This window comes from Thiothrix unzii (assembly GCF_017901175.1).
GTDB classification, from domain to species: Bacteria; Pseudomonadota; Gammaproteobacteria; order Thiotrichales; family Thiotrichaceae; genus Thiothrix; species Thiothrix unzii.
Map to the genome: position 1 here is coordinate 714,406 of NZ_CP072793.1, position 17,994 is coordinate 732,399.

Here is a 17,994-nt window from a genome sequence, read left to right on the forward strand (position 1 = left end):
ACGCTACGGAGCTAGGCACGCGATTGTGTCGGCGTGTCAGTCGTGTAGGATTTTCTATGGAAACTTTTGGTAAACGCTATCATCCCCCCGGTACACCGCCAGGCACATTGACTCGCCACGGTGCGGGTGGACTCACCCAGATTCGTTTGTTTGAGTATAGGGATGAGCATTTTACCGAAACCGTTTCACCAACGTCGCAGCATTGCCTTGCTGCCACTAAAAACGATTGGTTGGATTGGTTAGACGTTACCGGGGTGCATGATCCGACGGTGGTGAATCAGCTTGGTGAGGTTTTTGGGCTGCACCCGTTGGCATTGGAAGATGTGCTTAATAGTGGGCAACGTCCAAAGATTGATGTTCATGAGCAATACACGTTTCTTGTGCTCAATTTACCGCACTGGGTCGATGATGAAATCGCCTTGGAGCAGGTCAGTTTATTCATTAGCAATGATCATTTGCTCAGTTTTTGTAGCGGAAATGGTAGTGCATTTGAGCCGGTGCGCGAACGCCTGCGTAAAGGTTTTGGGCGCATTCGCAGCCAAGGTGTTGCTTATTTGTTATATTCCTTGCTGGATGTGGTGATTGATTCAGCGTTTCCGTTGTTGGAAGACTTGGGTGAGCACATTGAGGCGTTGGAAGAGCAGGTATTAGAAAACCCAGACAAGGCGATGCTGCATACGTTGCACCAACTTAAGCGTGATTTATTGCTATTACGGCGTGCATTGTGGCCGCAACGTGAAGTGGTCAGTCGTTTGTTACAACATGATGTGCAATGGCGTGATGCAGCGATGCGCCCTTATTTTAGCGATTGTTACGATCATGCGGTTCAGGTTATTGATTTAATTGAAACCTACCGTGAAATGCTAAGTGGTTTATTGGATATTTACCTGTCGAGCGTGAGTAATCGTATGAATGATATTATGCGGGTACTGACTATCGTTGGGACAATTTTTATCCCTTTGACCTTTGTTGTCGGCGTTTACGGCATGAATTTCGAGAATATGCCGGAATTAAAGTGGCAAAACGGCTATTTCGGAGTGTGGGGCGTGATGATCGTTTTAGCCATTCTCATGCTTGCTGCGTTCAAATGGCGTAAATGGTTGTAGCTAATGCTGTTTTAGCACTGTTCCCAAGGTAAGCCGTGAAACCGCCAGCCGCCTAAGGTGCCGCGATGATGGTGTTCGTCGCGTTCACCTTCAAAGCCTTCTTCGATGTGTAAAACGCGTTCAAATCCGGCTGCTAATAGGGCTTCGCCAGCTTCTTGTGAGCGTTTACCGCTGCGGCAAATTAAAACAACTGCCGCGTCTTGTTTGGGCGCGGCATATTTGTAGCGACCACTGACAGCACGTTCAATTTCAGCGACAAAATGGGGGTTAACTTCCCAATCGGGTTCGTCAATCCATGCAATGTGTACCGAGCCGACCGGATGCCCGACGAACAAATATTCCATTGATGAGCGGATGTCGATTAAGAGACTGCCTTCGGTATTTTGCAGGTAGTCGTAGGCCGCTTTTGGGCTTAAATCAATCAGCTTATTCATGTGAATGTCCTTCCGTTACCCGGTCGTTATATACACGTATCTGCTCAGCAATCGCACGAATCCCCGCGTCGCCGGATTCCCTATTACCAATAATCCAGTCCAGAATTTCTTGGTCTTTGGCACTTAACAAGCGTTCAAAGGCAAACTGTTCGGACAGGTTCAGGTTATGGTAACAGTCTTTGAGAAACTCACCTAACGGACGGTCAAGAACCTGCAAGGTGCGCCGACACGCCCAGCGCAGGCGAATCATGCGCTCCTCTTGGAAAGCCTCATTCATGGGGCTTTCTCAGCTTCTCAATCAGTTCAGCGTATTCATCAGGAACGGCAATCATGGCTAATAACATATCCAGCAACACCGGATCTTGCAGGCTTAGCAATTCATCCAGACGTTGTATTTCAATGGCATCAGCCACCGGATAGTGGTGTTCCAAATAGTGTTGGAACACCACATCCAGTTCTTTCAAACCACGGCGACTACGCATTTTCAAGCGGGAAAATTCGCTCATAATGCTGTTACCGCCGCTCGATCATCTTTTTCTTGAGTTCTGCGATTGCCTTTGCAGGGTTCAAACCCTTAGGGCAAGTGTTAGTGCAGTTCATGATCGTGTGGCAACGGTACAGGCGGAAAGGGTCTTCCAGATTGTCCAGACGTTCGCCAGTGGCTTCGTCACGGCTATCCACGACCCAACGATTCGCTTGCAATAACACCGCTGGCCCTAAGTAACGATCACTATTCCACCAGTAGCTTGGGCAAGAAGTGGAGCAACTTGCGCATAAAATGCACTCGTACAAGCCATCCAGTTTCTTGCGGTCTTCCGGGGATTGCAGGCGTTCACGGTCTGGTGGTGCAGGTGTTTGCGTCTGAATCCACGGCTTGATGGAGGCATATTGCGCGTAGAAGTGCGTCAAGTCAGGCACGAGGTCTTTGACGACTTCCATGTGTGGCAACGGGCTAATCGTTACATCGCCGTCGAAAGCGTCAATGGCCTTGATGCACGCCAGCGTATTGGTTCCGCCGATGTTCATTGAGCATGACCCGCAAATCCCTTCACGGCAGGAACGGCGGAACGTCAATGAAGGATCAATTTCATTTTTGATCTTTAACAGCACGTCCAGCACCATCGGCCCGCACTGATCAAGGTCGATTTGGTAAGTATCCCAGCGTGGATTTTCGCCCGTATTGGGATCAAAACGGTAAATGCGGAAATTCTTTACGCGGGTTGCACCTGCCGGTGCAGGCCAGGTTTTGCCACTCTTAACAACCGAGTTGGCAGGTAAGGTAAATTCAGCCACGGCAATGCTCCTTAGTAAACCCGTTTCTTCGGTGCGATGTACTCGATTTCATCCGTCAACGTATAAGTGTGGACGGGGCGGTAGTCGATGGAAACCTTGCCTGCTTCATCCAGCCAGGCGATAGAGTGTTTCATCCACTCGTCATCGTTGCGATCTGGGAAGTCTTCACGGGCATGTGCGCCACGGCTTTCTTCACGATTCAAGGCGCAATTGATGGAGGTTTGAGCGCAATCCAGCAGGTTAGCCAGCTCGAAGGTTTCCATCAAATCAGAGTTCCATACCAAGCCACGGTCTTTCACCGCGACATCGTTGAAACTGGCGTAAATGGCGTTCATTTTATCCACGCCTTCTTGCATCGACTCGCCAGTGCGGAACACGGCAGCGTGTTTTTGCATGGTGCGTTGCATGGCATCACGGATTTGCGCAGTGGATTGGCTGCCATTCGCATTGTGGATACGCTTGAAACGATCCAACGCTTTTTGTACACCAGATTCAGGCAAGTCGTGTTGTGCTGCACCGGCTACCAGTGTTTCAGCACAACGATTCGCGGCAGCACGTCCGAAAACTACGATGTCTAACAGCGAGTTTGAACCCAAGCGGTTTGCGCCGTGGACGGATACGCACGCGCATTCGCCAATCGCCATCAAGCCGGGAACAACGGTATCCGGTTCGCCATCTTTCAGGGTAACGACTTCGCCGTGGTAATTGGTGGGGATGCCGCCCATGTTGTAATGCACGGTCGGTAATACCGGGATCGGTTCCTTGGTTACGTCAACACCCGCGAAGATCCGCGCACTTTCCGCGATACCGGGTAAGCGTTCGTGGATAACTTCTGAACCTAAATGTTCTAAGTGCAGGTGAATGTGATCAGATTCTTTGCCTACGCCACGGCCTTCATTGATTTCAATCGTCATGGCGCGGCTTACCACGTCACGCGATGCTAAATCTTTGGCGTTCGGTGCGTAACGTTCCATGAAACGTTCGCCTTGCGCATTCGTCAGGTAGCCACCTTCGCCGCGTACCCCTTCGGTAATTAAACAGCCAGAGCCGTAAATGCCGGTAGGGTGGAACTGAGTAAATTCCATGTCTTGCAACGGTAAGCCAGCCCGCGCCACCATGCCGTTACCGTCACCAGTACAGGTGTGTGCTGACGTTGCCGAGAAGTACGCACGTCCGTAACCGCCGGTTGCCAGCACCACGGTTTGCGCACGGAAAATACGCAAAATACCATTGGCTAAATCCCACGCCAGCACCCCACGGCACACGCCTTCCTCATCCATAATCAGGTCGGTAGCGAAATGCTCAATGAAAAACACCGCATCGTGACGCAAGGATTGCTGATACAGCGTGTGCAAAATCGCGTGACCGGTACGGTCAGCCGCTGCACAAGTACGGTGTGCAATGCCTTTACCGAATTCGGTGGTCATCCCGCCGAACGGACGTTGATAAATGCGGCCTTCCTCAGTGCGCGAAAACGGTACACCTTGGTGTTCCAGTTCAATGACCGCTGGAATCGCTTCACGGCACATGTATTCAATCGCGTCTTGGTCGCCCAGCCAGTCCGACCCTTTTACGGTGTCGTACATATGCCATTGCCATTTATCCGGCCCCATGTTACCGAGCGCGGCGGACATGCCACCTTGTGCGGCAACTGTATGGCTGCGGGTAGGAAATACTTTGGTAATACAAGCGGTAGACAAGCCTTTCACAGCCATCCCGAAAGTGGCACGTAAACCCGCGCCGCCCGCACCGACGACTACCACGTCGTAGGTATGATGTTCGATTTTATATTCGGACATTGTTTATCAGCCTCTTGAGTAATCAGCCTGTAAAAGCGACACGTAAAATACTTAACACACTGCTGGTTCCCAGCAATACCAATACCAGTTTCATCCCAATCAGGGCTGTGAATTTGTAGCCTTCGTGGTGCATGTAATCTTCAATAATGACCGTCAGCCCCTGGCTGGCGTGAAGAAACGTGGTAAACACAAACAGCACCAGCATGGTGGTTGTAAACGGTTGCGCAAACCAAGCGGCTACCGTGGCGTAATCGTTACCCACGTGAGAAGCTACTGAGAACACGACCCAAAATGTGAGTGGAATCAATGCAATCGCGGTTAAACGTTGCATCCACCAGTGCTTTACCCCGTCACTGGTTGTGCCAAGGCCGCTGGCACGCTTAAAAGGTGTTAACAGACTCATGTGTATTCCTTGTGCTTAATAAGGGGTTAGGCAACCAGCCACAATAGGACGGTTAACACGAATGAAGTACCGACCATAATTTTACCGCTCAGGTAAACCGTTGGCAGGTCAAAACCAAAACCGGTATCCCACACTAAATGCCGGATGCCGTTAGATAAGTGGTAAAACAATGCCCATGACCAGAAGAATAAAACGATTTTACCCAACACCGAACCCAGCACTGCATTGGCACTGGCAAACGTTTCCGGGCCGCCAGCCAGCGCACTTAACCAGTAAGTGACTAACAACGTACCAACCGCTAATGCCGCCCCGGTGATGCGGTGCAGGATAGACAGCACAGAAGTTAATTGCGGCTTATAAACCTGCAAATGGGGTGAGAGCGGTCGGTTGCTTGTGTTCTTCATAAAGGTTCCCGGTTAGTGACTATTCAAATCCTCTGGAGACACCGCCATTGATTCAATGCACTTGCGTGCATTATCGCGCGATGCCCTAATGTGATGGCGCATGAGTGTTTCTGCCATCTCCCCATCGCGTCGTTCCAGTGCCGACACGATTAAGTTGTGTTCTTGGTACGCTTGTACGCTGCGGTTTGCCCCGGATGTAAGACGGAAACGGTAAAACCGCACCAAATCATACAAGTCCTGGCATAACATCCGAATCAAGCGATGATTCTTGCTGCCTTGGATAATACAAAAGTGAAAGTCGAGGTCGACGCTTTGCTGGGGAATACTGTTCGGATCATTCCCAATAGCTTGCTGACGTTCCAGCAATTGCCGCAAGCGTACCAACTCCTCATCACTCATATTGTCTGCTGCCAAGCGAGCAGCCATGCCTTCCATTGCTTCGCGAATCTGGTAAATATCCATCATTTGCGTGGTGGAAAAACCAATAATCCGCGCACCAATATTGGGCTTGCGCGTTACCAAGTTACAATTCTCCAATTTGCTAATGGCTTCCCGGAGCGAACCCCTGCTTACGCCATAAGCACCCGCGAGTTCTGGCTCGCTAATCTTTTTCCCAGCGGGTATTTCACCCTCCAGAATTGCACGTCGCAGATCAAGAAATAGCTTGTCTGCAATCGTGACAGGATCCTGCAATTGACAGGCCGAATGAAAAGCCATGGTGCAACCTCGTTTTGTCGACATCTTGTCATTTATGTTGACAATAATACCGATAAACAGCGTTTTTTCAAGTCAAACCTCCTGACATTGTTGACACTTTTGAAGTAGAATGTCGACACTATAACGAGAATATGACCCGGTTTACCGCAATAAGTAGCACTTTCATTGCTCACTTGACACCAATGTGTCGACAATGCACTATTTTGCTGCGCTGCGTCAAGTCGGAAATGTTTGATATTTACCATCAATGTAGGTTTGACAGATGAACAAAGGAGAAGCGCAGGCTATGGCCTGGAATGCTGATACACAACTCGATGGGAATAGCGTTTTGTATTTGGAGGAAATGTATGAACGCTATTTACAAGACCCAACGTCTGTTCCCGCAACATGGCAGCACTACTTTGATAGTCTGCCAGCCATTAACGGCGAAGAGCGCGATACGCGCCACTCTGTCGTCAAAGATTACTTCCGTGCTTATGCGGCAAAGCCCCAAGCTTACGCGGTTGCGGCGGATGCTGATGCGAGTCATTTTGAGCATGAACGCAAGCAGGTCAAGGTCTTGCAGCTTATCAATGCTTACCGCGTTCAAGGTCATTTTCACGCGAAAACCAATCCGTTAGATGAAAATGCTCCCGCCTTCGTCAAGGAATTGACGTTGGAGCACCACAGTTTAAGTGCTAGTGATTTAGACACTAAATTCAATACTGGCTCGTTGTTTGCCCCGGATCAAATGACATTGCGCGAAATCGTGGCGCAGTTGGAGCAAACCTACTGTGGTTCTTTGGGCGTGCAATACATGCACACCACCAGCACTGAACAAAAACGCTGGATTCAACAGCGTTTAGAAACCATTCGTTCAAAGCCTAGCTATAGCGTCGAAGAAAAGTTAGAAATCCTCGGTCGCTTAACTGCGGCAGAAGGTTTGGAACGTTATTTGCATACCAATTACGTTGGGCAAAAGCGTTTCTCACTCGAAGGGGGCGAAAGCTTAATTCCGATGTTGAATACGCTGATTCAACATGCCGGGACGCTGGGTACGCAGGAAATGGTTATCGGCATGGCGCACCGTGGGCGGCTGAATGTGCTGGTGAATGTTTTGGGTAAATCCCCCGCACTGCTGTTTGGTGAATTTGAAGGTAAATACGCGATTACCGGCGACCGTACCGGCGATGTGAAATATCACATGGGCTTCGCGTCCGACCTGATGACTCCGGGTGGCCCGGTGCATGTGGCGATGGCATTTAACCCTTCGCATCTGGAAATCGTCGGTCCGGTGGTGGAAGGTGCGGTGCGTGCGCGTCAAGACCGTTGGGATGAAGGTTCAGGCAATAAAATTGTACCGATTGTATTACACGGTGATGCGGCGTTTGCAGGTCAAGGCGTTAACATGGAAATGCTGCAAATGGCAGATACCCGTGGTTATCGCACTTACGGTACGATCCACATTGTTATTAATAACCAAGTGGGCTTTACCACCAGCGTGGCAGCGGACGCGCGTTCGACATTCTACTGTACTGACCTTGCTAAAATGGTGGATTCGCCAGTATTCCATGTGAATGGCGATGACCCGGAAGCGGTGGTTTTGATCACGAAAATTGCGATGGATTACCGTAATACCTTTAAGAAGGATGTGGTCATTGACTTGGTTTGCTACCGTCGTCACGGGCATAACGAAGCCGATGAGCCTTCCGCGACGCAGCCGGTGATGTACCGTAAAATCCGTGCAATGGCGACAACTCGTGAGCGTTACGCCCAGCAATTAGCCGCTGAAGGTGTGCTTACTCTCGAACAAGCGCAGGAACGGGTGCAGCAGTGCCGTCAACAATTGGGTGCAGGTGCGCCAACTGTGCCGCATTTGCTGGAAAAAGGGCAGGTTGAACATCAATACCCGGTTAACTGGAAGCGTTTTGTTAACGGTAAATGGGATATGCCAGTCGACACCACCATTGATGCCGAAACAGTGAAGTACTTAGGTGAAAAACTGACAGTGCATCCGGCTGATTTCAAGCTGAATTCACGGGTGGCACGTATTGTTGCTGACCGCAAGAAAATGGCAGCCGGTGAGCAAGCAATGGACTGGGGTTTCTGTGAAAACCTTGCCTACGCGACATTGCTGGATGAAGGTTATCCGATTCGCTTGTCCGGTGAAGATTGCGGGCGCGGCACGTTTTTCCACCGCCATGCGGTATTTCATGAGCAAGAAACCGGCGAGCGTTTTGTGCCGTTGGAGCACTTGTCCGAAGCACAACTACCGTTTGTGGTGATTGACTCGCTGCTTTCAGAAGAAGCGGTATTGGCGTTTGAATACGGTTATGCCACCACTGAGGCAAACACTTTAACGATTTGGGAAGCGCAATTCGGTGACTTCGCCAACTGTGCGCAAGTGGTTATTGACCAGTTCATCAGTTCCGGCGAGCAAAAGTGGGATCGTTTGTGCGGTCTGGTTATGTTGTTACCCCATGGCTTTGAAGGTCAGGGGCCAGAGCACTCTTCCGCACGTTTAGAGCGTTATTTGCAACTGTGCGCTCAGGATAATATGCAAGTGTGCGTGCCAAGTACGCCAGCGCAGGCTTTCCACATGCTGCGTCGCCAGATGTTGCGTGATTGCCGTCTGCCCTTGATTGTGATGACACCAAAAAGCTTGCTGCGTCATCCGTTGGCAGTGAATACCATTGAAGATTTGACGGAGCGCGGTTTCCAGAACGTTATTGATGAAGTGGATGCCGCTGATCCGTTACAAGTTACCCGTTTGGTGATGTGTAGCGGCAAAGTCTATTACGATCTGCTAGAAAAACGTCGTGCAGAAAATTTGAGTCATGTGGCACTGGTGCGGATTGAACAGCTTTACCCATTCCCTGATAAAGACATGAATGAGTTGGTTGATCGTTACCCCAATGTTGAAATTAATGTGTGGTGTCAGGAAGAGCCGCTCAATCAAGGTGCGTGGCTGAGTATTCAACCGTCCCTGCGGGGTGTGTTGGGTGGCGCGGCACGTTTAGACGTTGCGAGTCGTCCGGCTTCGGCTTCTCCGGCGGTGGGTAGTGCGAAGGTTCATGCCAAACAGCAACACGCCTTGGTGTGTGCGGCACTGGGTATCTCTGAGTAAACAAAACAGGTAAACAAGACGCTATGCCATTATTAACGCATTATCACCAAGCAGTTGCTGCGGGGAGTATTACCAAAGACCCTGCACAGCTTGAAGCGATAAGTGTTCTGCAACAAGTGTGGGATGAGTTGTTAACGGCTCGCCCCATGCTGCAAGCGCAAAAAACCGGCTTGCGGCGTTTATTTGGTGGCAAGCGTCCTGTTCATGTGGAGCCAGCACGCGGCGTTTATCTGTGGGGCGGAGTTGGGCGTGGTAAAACGTGGGTAATGGACACGTTTTATGCGCGAATTCCCCTCGTGGAAAAACGCCGTATGCACTATCACCATTTCATGTTTTTTATTCATGAAGAGCTGAAAAAATTGTCGATGCACCGCAACCCGTTGGAAGCGGTAGCGGCAGAAATGGCGCGTGATACACGCTTGCTGTGCATTGACGAATTTCATGTCATGGACATCGTGGATGCCATGTTATTGCACGGTTTGTTGGATGCGATGTTTAAGCAGGGCATTACCTTGGTGACAACCTCGAACCGCGTACCGGACGATTTGTATTTGAACGGCTTACAACGCGAACGTTTTCTACCTGCCATTGCTTTGTTGAAAAAGCATACTCACGTGGTAGAGTTGGATAATCGTGTTGATTACCGAATGCTCAAAACCATTACCAGCGATAGCTTTTTAGCGGATGACGATGCGATTTTGGTCGAACACGAATTGGATAAGTGTTTTGCTGAATTAGCAGAAGGGCGGGTTCATAGTGGGCAAGATATTAAGGTGCAAGGGCGCGTTTTGCCAACGCATCGTTTTGCCGACAATATCGTGTGGTTTGATTTTCAGACTTTGTGTGAAACGCCGCGCTCTACCCGCGATTACATCGAGTTGGCTGAGCGTTTTGACTACATTATTTTGTCAGGGTTACACGTATTGGGTGAAGAGCACGAAGCCGCTGCCCGGCGTTTCCTGAATCTGATTGATGAACTGATGTTACGCAGCCCTAAGCACCTGTAGCTCATCAAAAGCGCCCCGAATTGCCTTGGCGTAGAGCTTTGAACGCAAGGCAAAGTGGTTAAGATGCTTGCTGATGGTCAAACACTCCATTTTGAAGACGGCGACGATGGAGGCGAATAAGTGATTCGCTTGTGTTTTAGCGGTGTGGGCAGGGGATTTCGCAAAGGCAGCATTGGATTTGAGCGATTTATGGAAGACCTCGACTTTCCACCGTTTTTGGTAGGTTGTCGTGATTTCGTCCCACTCTGCTGCCAAGCGGCTACAGACCAGATACAAAATGCCGCTGCTGCCGTCTTTGTTCGTAAAGACTTGCCGGGCGAGCTTGACGGGGAAGGTTAGCCCCTTCAACCAGCCCTTGATGGCTTTTTGTTCTGTCCATACCAATTGGTCGAGTCGTGTGTAACGTTTTGCCTTGCTGTCTACTTCGCTCAATGCCACTAATCGGTTACTTTTCAATGCCATAATGAAGTCCTTTTGCCGTTTCTCCTTGATGTGTTCCATATTCTCGGCGGAGGCGAACCAAATGTCGCTCAACACCCATGAAAATGTCAGTTGGTTTTGAATGCAGGTGTCAATCATGGAGCGCATTTGCTCATTTTTGGTGACATCGCTGCACCGCTTTTCTTGGCGTGTATTGATGTCACAGAAACGGAACGGTTTCCGTATCAGTTCAAATGCAACAGGAATGGATGCACCATTGCTATGATATAGACAGTTTAACAAGTTGATTCCCTTGATATTACGCCCTTTGCAGTGGTCGTAATGCCAACAAATTAGATCGTTTTCGTCCATGTAGGGCTTTTCTTGCACCGTATCGTCGATGATCAGGATGCCATCGGCTGATTCGACCTCCCTGACGGTCTTTTTTACCTGTTTCCACAGGTCTTTCGAGGTGTACTCATCTCCCGAAAGAAAACGACTGATCGCATCGTGGCTAATTTCGCCGTCCAATAATTGGGATAAACCCGTTGCTGTGGCGTAGCCAAAGGTCACGGTCAGGTAGTCGGTGTAGAGGTCAAGACGTGTTTGATTCATACCTGAAATATAGTCGAGGAGAGGTCGGACTGCGTAACATCAGTGATGAATTGTATGATCGTCAAGTTCAGTTTATTTTTTCAACAACGTTGGCCTTAGAGCATTTGTATCAAGGGCAAAAGCTCAAATTTGAATTCCAACGTGCGATGAGTCGCTTAAACGAAATGCAAAGCGACGAATACCAGCAAGTGAAATTGGCAGACGCAGGCTGAAAAGCGTCATGTTGTCGACAATGTTGGGTATATTTTCTTTAACTTTTCCGTTTTATGGCATATAATGTCGACAATCTAAGGTTAAAGCGCAATCTCATGCGTCTTTGTGCATATCCTTGTATGCTTGTGGGACGCTGGAAACATACGTTATCGCAGTTCGGAAGATAACTGCAAACCACCAAAATACCGCACAATGGTATTTTAAATAAATACAAACGAGGATGTGTAAAAAATGAGTAGTGAGATTCTGACCCCCGTATTACCGGAGTCTGTTGCCGACGCTACCGTAGTCGCTTGGAGCAAAAAAGTTGGCGACGCGGTGAAGCAAGACGAAGTGTTGGTTGAAATCGAAACTGATAAAGTCGTTTTGGAAGTGCCTGCGCCGATGGATGGCGTATTGACTGAAATCGTTCAAGAGGCTGGTGCTACCGTTATCAGTAGCCAATTATTAGGCCGCTTGTTGGCTGGTGCTGTCGCGGCTGCTCCTAAAGTTGAAGCTGCTCCTGCCGCCGTCGTTGAGTCTGCCGCTAGCACTGAACCACAAACCGCTCCCGCTGCCCGCAAACTGATGGCAGAAAACGACCTCTCTGCTGCTGATGTCGAAGGTTCCGGCAAACAAGGCCGTATCCTCAAAGAAGACGTGCAAGCCGCTGTTGCCGCGAAACCTGCTGCCGCGCCAGCTCCTGTTGCTGCTCCAGCACCCGTCGCCGCCGCACCTGCACCAACTGTTGCCGTTTCTGCTTCAGGTGCTCGCATGGAACAGCGCGTCCCAATGACCCGTCTTCGCGCCCGCATCGCCGAACGTCTGATGTACGCCAAGCAATCCACCGCGATGCTCACTACCTTCAACGAAATCGACATGAAGCCGTTGATGGATATGCGTAACGAATACAAAGACGCATTCGAGAAAAAACACAAAGCGAAACTGGGCTTTATGTCCCTGTTCGTGAAAGCAGCCGCTGTCGCGCTGCAACGTTTTCCTGAAGTCAATGCCTCGATTGATGGCAATGACATTGTTTACCACGGCTTCTGCGATATTGGGATTGCCGTGTCATCTGATCGCGGACTGGTCGTGCCTATCCTGCGCAATACCGAAAACATGGGTCTGGCTGACATCGAATCCGGCATTGCTGGTTACGCTGCTAAAGCCCGTGAAGGTAAGCTGGATATGAACGATCTGTCTGGTGGTACGTTCACTATAACCAACGGGGGCGTTTTTGGGTCGTTGCTATCAACCCCAATTCTCAACCCTCCTCAAAGCGCGATCCTGGGGATGCACTCGATCCAGAAGCGCCCTGTCGTTGTCAATGATCAGATTGTTATTCGCCCGATGATGTATGTGGCTCTGTCTTATGACCACCGCATTGTCGACGGTCAAGGTGCTGTTACCTTCCTCAAAACTATCAAGGAATTGGTTGAAAACCCAGTTCGCTTGGTGTTGGATGTGTGAGGTAATACGCCATGACTGATAAATATGATGTCATCGTCGTCGGGGCAGGTCCCGGCGGTTATGTCGCTGCGATCCGTTGCGCCCAACTCGGTTTGAAAACCGCGTGTGTGGAAGAATGGATCAACAAACAGCAAAAGCCAGCCCTCGGCGGTACTTGCCTGAATGTCGGTTGCATCCCTTCCAAGGCGTTGCTGGAAAGCTCCGAACGTTACGAAGAAATCGCTAAACACAATGCCGACCACGGTATTACGGTTGACGGTTTGCAGATCGACGTGAGCAAGATGATTGCCCGCAAGGACAAAATCGTTAGCCAACTGACTGGCGGTATTGAACAATTGTTCAAAGCTAACGGTATCACTTGGTTGCAAGGTCGCGGTCGGTTGTTGGCTGGCAAGCAAGTCGAAGTCACCGCGCATGATGGCACGGTTTCAACGGCGGCGGCTGACAACGTAATCATTGCGGTAGGCTCTACCCCGATTGAATTGCCGATTGCCAAGTGGCTGGATACCCGTATTGTGGATTCTGCCGGTGCACTGGATTGGGAAACCATTCCCGGCAAACTCGGCGTGATCGGTGCAGGCGTGATCGGTTTGGAAATGGGCAGCGTATGGCGCAGGCTCGGCTCTGAAGTGGTTGTTATCGAAGCGATGGACGATTTCCTCGGTGCGGCTGACCGTGACGTGGCTAAATCCGCGCAGATGCAATTCAAAAAGCAAGGGCTGGACATCCGCCTCAGCTCTAAAGTTGCCAAGGTCGATGTAGGCGATAACGGTGTCACTGTGACCTACAACGACCCGAAAGGTGAGCAAACGCTGGTCGTTGACCGTTTGATCGTCGCCGTTGGGCGCAAGTCCAATACCGCTGGCGCATTCGCGGACGATTCCGGGGTGCAACTGGATGATCGCGGACGTGTCGTCGTCGATGGTCATCTGCAAACTGCCGTGCCGGGTGTTTACGCGATTGGTGACTGTATCGTCGGGCCAATGCTGGCACACAAAGCTTCGGAAGAGGGTGTGCTGGTTGCCGAACAGATTGCCGGTCAAAAGCCGCACATCAATTATGACGCGATTCCGTGGGTTATTTATACTCACCCGGAAATTGCGTGGGTCGGCAAGACCGAAGCCGAATTGAAAGCCGCAGGTGTTGCGTATAACACAGGCAGCTTCCCATTTGCTGCCAACGGTCGCGCCAAAGCGATGGATCAAGCCGATGGTTTGGTGAAAGTGCTGGCAGATGCCAAAACAGACCGGATTCTGGGCGTGCATTTTGTGGGGCCATTGGCTTCCGAACTGGTTGGTCAGGCAGTGATTGCGATTGAAACCGAATGTTCGTCAGAAGATTTGGCTCGCATGACCTTTGCCCACCCGACCGTTTCCGAAGCAATACACGAAGCCATGCTGGCAGTGGATGGGCGGGCATTACATGCCGTTGGCAAAAAGCGTAAGTAATATGGTGTACCCCTCACCCCAACCCCTCTCCCTCAAGGGGAGAGGGGCTAAGACAAATACTCTCTTGCTCCCCCTCGCCCCTTGAGGGAGAGGGGGCTGGGGGGTGAGGGGTAACACGCCACGGTCTGCTGCACGCAGATACGTGGCGTTTGTACGATTATAACCCGCGTTTTCGCGGTGAACTACCAAAGGAAAACTGAGGATGAATTTACACGAATATCAGGCCAAAGCGGTTTTTAGCCAATACGGTATGCCTGTACCCACTGGCAAAATCGCCTCCACAGCGGCGGAAGCCGAAGCAGCAGCGGCTTCTTTAAGCACGGCGACAGTGGTAGTCAAGGCGCAAGTCCACGCGGGTGGACGTGGTAAAGCCGGTGGCGTGAAACTGGTTAAGACCCCGGCTGATGCAGCCACCTTCGCTGCCAGCTTGCTGGGTACAAACCTGGTCACTTACCAGACCGACAAACACGGTCAGCCGGTGAACACCATTCTGGTGGAAGAAACCTGCAATATTGCCCGCGAATTGTACCTTGGCGCAGTGCTGGATCGTTCTAGCCGCCGCATCGTGATCATGGCTTCTACCGAAGGCGGTATGGAAATCGAGAAGGTTGCGCACGAAACCCCGGAAAAAATCCTCAAAGTGCAGGTTGATCCGCTGGTTGGCGTGATGCCGTACCAAGGTCGTGAACTCGCGTTTGGCTTAGGCTTGCAGGGTGCACAGATTGGGCAATTCACCAAGTTGCTGATCAGCTTGGGCAAAATGTTCAAGGAAAAAGACCTGTCTCTGGTCGAAATCAACCCGCTGGTAGTCACGGCTGAAGGCAACTTGTTGTGTCTCGATGGCAAAGTGAATGTGGACAGCAATGCGCTCTACCGCCAGCCTGAACTGGTAGCGATGCGTGACAAATCCCAGGAAGATGCGCGTGAACTGGAAGCGGACGAGTGGGAACTGAACTACGTCGCTCTCGAAGGCAATATCGGTTGCATGGTCAACGGCGCAGGCTTGGCAATGGCGACGATGGACATTATCAAACTGTCCGGCGGTCAACCCGCTAACTTCCTCGACGTAGGCGGTACAGCGACTGCCGAGCGTGTGGCGGCGGCGTTCAAAATCATCCTCTCCGATAGCAACGTCAAAGGCATTCTGGTCAATATCTTCGGTGGTATCGTGCGTTGCGATCTGATTGCAGAAGGCATTATCAAAGCGGTGCAAGAAGTGAACGTAGGAGTCCCCGTTGTGGTGCGTCTGGAAGGCAATAACGCCGAAAAAGGGCTGGAATTGCTGGATAAAAGTGGTTTGGCGGTAATTACTGCCAGTGATTTGGGCGATGCTGCCCTGAAAATCGTTGCTGCCGTAGGAGATGCCGCATGAGCGTATTAATCAACAAAGACACCAAAGTCATCTGCCAAGGTTTCACCGGCAAGCAAGGAACTTTCCACTCTGAGCAAGCGATTGCTTACGGCACTAACATGGTCGGCGGGATTACGCCGGGTAAAGGCGGTACGACGCATTTAGGTTTGCCCGTGTTCAATACCGTGCGCGAAGCGGTGGAAGCGACCGGCGCGGATGCCAGCGTGATCTACGTTCCGGCAGCATTCTGCAAAGATTCGATTATTGAAGCGGCCTACGCGGGTATCAAGCTGATCGTGTGCATTACCGAAGGCATTCCGGCACTCGATATGCTGGATGCGAAAGTGGTGGTGGATAGCCTTGGCGTGCGTCTGATTGGCCCCAACTGCCCCGGTATCATTACACCGGGCGAATGCAAAATCGGCATTATGCCGGGTCACATCCATAAACCGGGCAGCGTGGGTATCGTGTCACGTTCTGGCACGCTGACTTACGAAGCGGTCAAGCAAACCAACGAATGGGGTCAAAGCACCTGTATCGGTATTGGTGGCGACCCAATTCCGGGCACAAGCTTCATTGATGCGCTGACCTTGTTCCAGGCCGACCCCCAAACCGAAGTCATTTTAATGTGTGGCGAAATCGGCGGTTCAGCGGAAGAAGAAGCGGCAGAATTCATTAAAGCCAATGTAACCAAGCCAGTGGTTTCCTACATTGCAGGCGTTACTGCACCCAAGGGTAAGCGCATGGGTCATGCTGGTGCGATTATTGCAGGCGGGAAGGGTACGGCGCAGGAAAAGTATGCTGCACTGCAACAGGCGGGCGTGTATACTGTTCAGTCTCCGGCTGAACTAGGGAAGGGTGTCGCTGCTGCGTTCGCAGCCCTGCAAGGATAAATTTTCGTTAATTTTTTGGAGTGCCTGCATGACCAAACAAACTGTCACCATTACTGATAACATCACTGGCAAACAAGTCGAGTTGGATGTACTTCAGCCTAGCATCGGGGTCAAAACCATTGACATCCGTAAACTGTACAAGGAACTGGGGTATTTCACTTACGACCCCGGTTTCATGTCGACCGCTAGTTGTTCCAGTGAAATTACCTATTTGGATGGGGATGCAGGCACGCTGCTCTACCGTGGTTATCCGATTGAGCAGTTGGCAGAACACAGCAGCTTTTTGGAAGTCTGCTATTTGCTGCTGAATAAAACCTTGCCCACCAAGCAAGAGTTGGCAGATTTTGAGTACATGATCTCGCGCCACACCATGTTGCATGATCAGGTACAGTATTTCTTCCGGGGTTTCCGTCGCGATGCGCATCCGATGGCAACCGTGGTTGGGGTTGTGGGGGCGTTGTCCGCGTTCTACCACGATGACATGAATATTCATGACCCAGAACAACGTAAGCGTTCTGCGCACCGTTTGATTGCGAAAATGCCGACGATTGCCGCATGGAGCTACCGTTATTCCGTGGGTTTACCGTTTGTCTACCCGTGCAATAGATTGTCGTATGCGGAAGATTTCTTGCACCTGATGTTCTCCGTGCCGACCGAACCGTATACGCCTGACCCGTTGCATGTGAAAGCGTTGGAAGTCATTATGATTTTGCACGCTGACCATGAGCAAAATGCATCGACCTCAACCGTGCGTTTGGCAGGCAGTTCGGAAGCGAACCCGTTTGCAGCCGTGGCAGCCGGGATTGCATCGTTGTGGGGGCCTGCGCACGGTGGTGCGAACGAAGCCGTGATCAATATGTTGCGTGACATTGAAAAGTCTGGCTTGCCATTGTCGCATTGGGTAGACCGCGCTAAAGACAAAAATGACCGTTTCCGCTTGATGGGTTTCGGGCATCGCGTGTATAAAAACTATGACCCGCGTGCCAAAATTATCCGCGAATTGGCGAATGAGATTCTGGATCGTTTACCAGCCAATGACCCGAACCAGAAACTGTTTGCGATTGCGCGTGAGCTGGAACAGGTGGCATTGAACGATGAGTATTTCAAAGCGCGTAACCTGTATCCGAACGTCGATTTCTATTCCGGGGTGATTTTCCTGAGCATGGGGATTCCGGTCAGCATGTTTACGGTGATGTTCGCACTGGCACGTACCATCGGCTGGATTTCACAGTGGGATGAAATGATGGGTGATGAGGAGTCGCGCATCGGTCGTCCACGCCAGTTGTACATGGGTGCGGAACGCCGCGAATATGTTCCAGTGGATGAAAGATAAGTT

18 protein-coding genes are annotated in these 17,994 nt (G+C 50.8%); 9 read left to right on the forward strand and 9 right to left on the reverse strand.

Annotation, left to right across the window (positions count from 1 at the left end):
* Positions 1-56: 56 nt before the first annotated feature.
* Positions 57-1,106: a magnesium/cobalt transporter CorA gene (corA, locus tag J9260_RS03820; RefSeq protein ID WP_210219726.1), complete on the forward strand. Its 1,050-nt coding sequence runs from the start codon at positions 57-59 to the stop codon at positions 1,104-1,106.
* Between the two features lie 11 nt (positions 1,107-1,117).
* Here the strand turns inward: corA and J9260_RS03825 are convergent, their stop codons facing one another.
* The 8 genes from J9260_RS03825 to J9260_RS03860 are packed head-to-tail and all read right to left on the reverse strand — an operon-like array spanning position 1,118 to position 6,156.
* Positions 1,118-1,540 carry a rhodanese-like domain-containing protein gene (locus J9260_RS03825; RefSeq protein WP_210219727.1) on the reverse strand — a complete coding sequence of 141 codons (423 nt, stop codon included), beginning with the start codon at positions 1,538-1,540 and terminating at the stop codon, positions 1,118-1,120.
* Positions 1,533-1,817, reverse strand: a complete 285-nt coding sequence (locus J9260_RS03830) for an FAD assembly factor SdhE (RefSeq protein ID WP_210219728.1) — start codon at positions 1,815-1,817, stop codon at positions 1,533-1,535. The genes J9260_RS03825 and J9260_RS03830 overlap by 8 nt, the downstream gene beginning before the upstream one ends.
* A complete protein-coding gene (locus J9260_RS03835; protein WP_210219729.1) occupies positions 1,810-2,046 on the reverse strand; it encodes an FAD assembly factor SdhE in 237 nt (78 codons plus the stop codon). Before J9260_RS03835 ends, J9260_RS03830 begins: the two co-directional genes overlap by 8 nt.
* A gap of 7 nt (positions 2,047-2,053) precedes the next feature.
* The gene (locus J9260_RS03840; RefSeq protein ID WP_210219730.1) at positions 2,054-2,833 is read right to left on the reverse strand and encodes a succinate dehydrogenase iron-sulfur subunit; all 780 of its coding nucleotides are present in this window, start codon (positions 2,831-2,833) and stop codon (positions 2,054-2,056) included.
* A gap of 11 nt (positions 2,834-2,844) precedes the next feature.
* A complete protein-coding gene (sdhA, locus tag J9260_RS03845) occupies positions 2,845-4,632 on the reverse strand; it encodes a succinate dehydrogenase flavoprotein subunit (protein WP_210219731.1) in 1,788 nt (595 codons plus the stop codon).
* Positions 4,633-4,654: 22 nt separating this feature from the next.
* Positions 4,655-5,035 carry a succinate dehydrogenase, hydrophobic membrane anchor protein gene (sdhD, locus tag J9260_RS03850; protein ID WP_210219732.1) on the reverse strand — a complete coding sequence of 127 codons (381 nt, stop codon included), beginning with the start codon at positions 5,033-5,035 and terminating at the stop codon, positions 4,655-4,657.
* Between the two features lie 26 nt (positions 5,036-5,061).
* Positions 5,062-5,439 (reverse strand): succinate dehydrogenase, cytochrome b556 subunit, encoded by a 378-nt coding sequence (gene sdhC, locus J9260_RS03855; RefSeq protein ID WP_210219733.1) that lies wholly within the window; start codon positions 5,437-5,439, stop codon positions 5,062-5,064.
* A gap of 12 nt (positions 5,440-5,451) precedes the next feature.
* On the reverse strand, positions 5,452-6,156 hold the full coding sequence (locus J9260_RS03860) for a GntR family transcriptional regulator (protein ID WP_210219734.1): 705 nt from the start codon (positions 6,154-6,156) through the stop codon (positions 5,452-5,454).
* A gap of 286 nt (positions 6,157-6,442) precedes the next feature.
* On the opposite strand from J9260_RS03860, the gene J9260_RS03865 reads away from it, so the two are divergent.
* Together J9260_RS03865 and zapE (J9260_RS03870) are read left to right on the forward strand one after the other, a co-directional pair.
* Positions 6,443-9,262 carry a 2-oxoglutarate dehydrogenase E1 component gene (locus J9260_RS03865; protein ID WP_246499621.1) on the forward strand — a complete coding sequence of 940 codons (2,820 nt, stop codon included), beginning with the start codon at positions 6,443-6,445 and terminating at the stop codon, positions 9,260-9,262.
* Positions 9,263-9,285: 23 nt separating this feature from the next.
* The gene (gene zapE / locus J9260_RS03870) at positions 9,286-10,269 is read left to right on the forward strand and encodes a cell division protein ZapE (protein WP_210219736.1); all 984 of its coding nucleotides are present in this window, start codon (positions 9,286-9,288) and stop codon (positions 10,267-10,269) included.
* On the opposite strand, the gene J9260_RS03875 is transcribed toward zapE (J9260_RS03870), so the two are convergent.
* The gene (locus J9260_RS03875) at positions 10,246-11,304 is read right to left on the reverse strand and encodes an IS701 family transposase (protein WP_210217672.1); all 1,059 of its coding nucleotides are present in this window, start codon (positions 11,302-11,304) and stop codon (positions 10,246-10,248) included. The genes zapE (J9260_RS03870) and J9260_RS03875 overlap by 24 nt on opposite strands.
* On the opposite strand from J9260_RS03875, the gene zapE (J9260_RS03880) reads away from it, so the two are divergent.
* The 6 genes from zapE (J9260_RS03880) (at position 11,292) to J9260_RS03905 (ending at position 17,991) form a co-directional block, all read left to right on the forward strand.
* The gene (gene zapE, locus J9260_RS03880; protein ID WP_246499623.1) at positions 11,292-11,516 is read left to right on the forward strand and encodes an AFG1/ZapE family ATPase; all 225 of its coding nucleotides are present in this window, start codon (positions 11,292-11,294) and stop codon (positions 11,514-11,516) included. The two genes, J9260_RS03875 and zapE (J9260_RS03880), sit on opposite strands and share 13 nt — an antisense overlap.
* 232 nt (positions 11,517-11,748) lie before the next feature.
* Positions 11,749-12,966, forward strand: a complete 1,218-nt coding sequence (gene odhB, locus J9260_RS03885; RefSeq protein WP_210219737.1) for a 2-oxoglutarate dehydrogenase complex dihydrolipoyllysine-residue succinyltransferase — start codon at positions 11,749-11,751, stop codon at positions 12,964-12,966.
* An 11-nt stretch (positions 12,967-12,977) separates the two neighbouring features.
* Positions 12,978-14,414, forward strand: coding sequence for a dihydrolipoyl dehydrogenase (gene lpdA, locus J9260_RS03890; protein ID WP_210219738.1), 1,437 nt, complete (start codon positions 12,978-12,980; stop codon positions 14,412-14,414).
* 202 nt (positions 14,415-14,616) lie between these two features.
* A complete protein-coding gene (gene sucC, locus J9260_RS03895) occupies positions 14,617-15,786 on the forward strand; it encodes an ADP-forming succinate--CoA ligase subunit beta (RefSeq protein WP_210219739.1) in 1,170 nt (389 codons plus the stop codon).
* Complete coding sequence (gene sucD, locus J9260_RS03900) at positions 15,783-16,658, forward strand: succinate--CoA ligase subunit alpha (protein ID WP_210219740.1); 876 nt, start codon at positions 15,783-15,785, stop codon at positions 16,656-16,658. Before sucC ends, sucD begins: the two co-directional genes overlap by 4 nt.
* 28 nt (positions 16,659-16,686) lie before the next feature.
* Positions 16,687-17,991 (forward strand): citrate synthase, encoded by a 1,305-nt coding sequence (locus tag J9260_RS03905; protein ID WP_210219741.1) that lies wholly within the window; start codon positions 16,687-16,689, stop codon positions 17,989-17,991.
* Positions 17,992-17,994 lie beyond the last annotated feature (3 nt).

Excerpts from the sequence above, each read along its gene's own strand:
- corA (WP_210219726.1), top strand. The coding sequence starts at position 57 with ATGGAAACTTTTGGTAAACGCTATCATCCCCCCGGTACACCGCCAGGC.
- J9260_RS03825 (WP_210219727.1), bottom strand. The coding sequence starts at position 1,540 with ATGAATAAGCTGATTGATTTAAGCCCAAAAGCGGCCTACGACTACCTG.
- J9260_RS03830 (WP_210219728.1), bottom strand. The coding sequence starts at position 1,817 with ATGAATGAGGCTTTCCAAGAGGAGCGCATGATTCGCCTGCGCTGGGCG.
- J9260_RS03835 (WP_210219729.1), bottom strand. The coding sequence starts at position 2,046 with ATGAGCGAATTTTCCCGCTTGAAAATGCGTAGTCGCCGTGGTTTGAAA.
- sdhA (WP_210219731.1), bottom strand. The coding sequence starts at position 4,632 with ATGTCCGAATATAAAATCGAACATCATACCTACGACGTGGTAGTCGTC.
- sdhD (WP_210219732.1), bottom strand. The coding sequence starts at position 5,035 with ATGAGTCTGTTAACACCTTTTAAGCGTGCCAGCGGCCTTGGCACAACC.
- sdhC (WP_210219733.1), bottom strand. The coding sequence starts at position 5,439 with ATGAAGAACACAAGCAACCGACCGCTCTCACCCCATTTGCAGGTTTAT.
- J9260_RS03860 (WP_210219734.1), bottom strand. The coding sequence starts at position 6,156 with ATGGCTTTTCATTCGGCCTGTCAATTGCAGGATCCTGTCACGATTGCA.
- J9260_RS03865 (WP_246499621.1), top strand. The coding sequence starts at position 6,443 with ATGGCCTGGAATGCTGATACACAACTCGATGGGAATAGCGTTTTGTAT.
- zapE (WP_210219736.1), top strand. The coding sequence starts at position 9,286 with ATGCCATTATTAACGCATTATCACCAAGCAGTTGCTGCGGGGAGTATT.
- J9260_RS03875 (WP_210217672.1), bottom strand. The coding sequence starts at position 11,304 with ATGAATCAAACACGTCTTGACCTCTACACCGACTACCTGACCGTGACC.
- odhB (WP_210219737.1), top strand. The coding sequence starts at position 11,749 with ATGAGTAGTGAGATTCTGACCCCCGTATTACCGGAGTCTGTTGCCGAC.
- lpdA (WP_210219738.1), top strand. The coding sequence starts at position 12,978 with ATGACTGATAAATATGATGTCATCGTCGTCGGGGCAGGTCCCGGCGGT.
- sucC (WP_210219739.1), top strand. The coding sequence starts at position 14,617 with ATGAATTTACACGAATATCAGGCCAAAGCGGTTTTTAGCCAATACGGT.
- sucD (WP_210219740.1), top strand. The coding sequence starts at position 15,783 with ATGAGCGTATTAATCAACAAAGACACCAAAGTCATCTGCCAAGGTTTC.
- J9260_RS03905 (WP_210219741.1), top strand. The coding sequence starts at position 16,687 with ATGACCAAACAAACTGTCACCATTACTGATAACATCACTGGCAAACAA.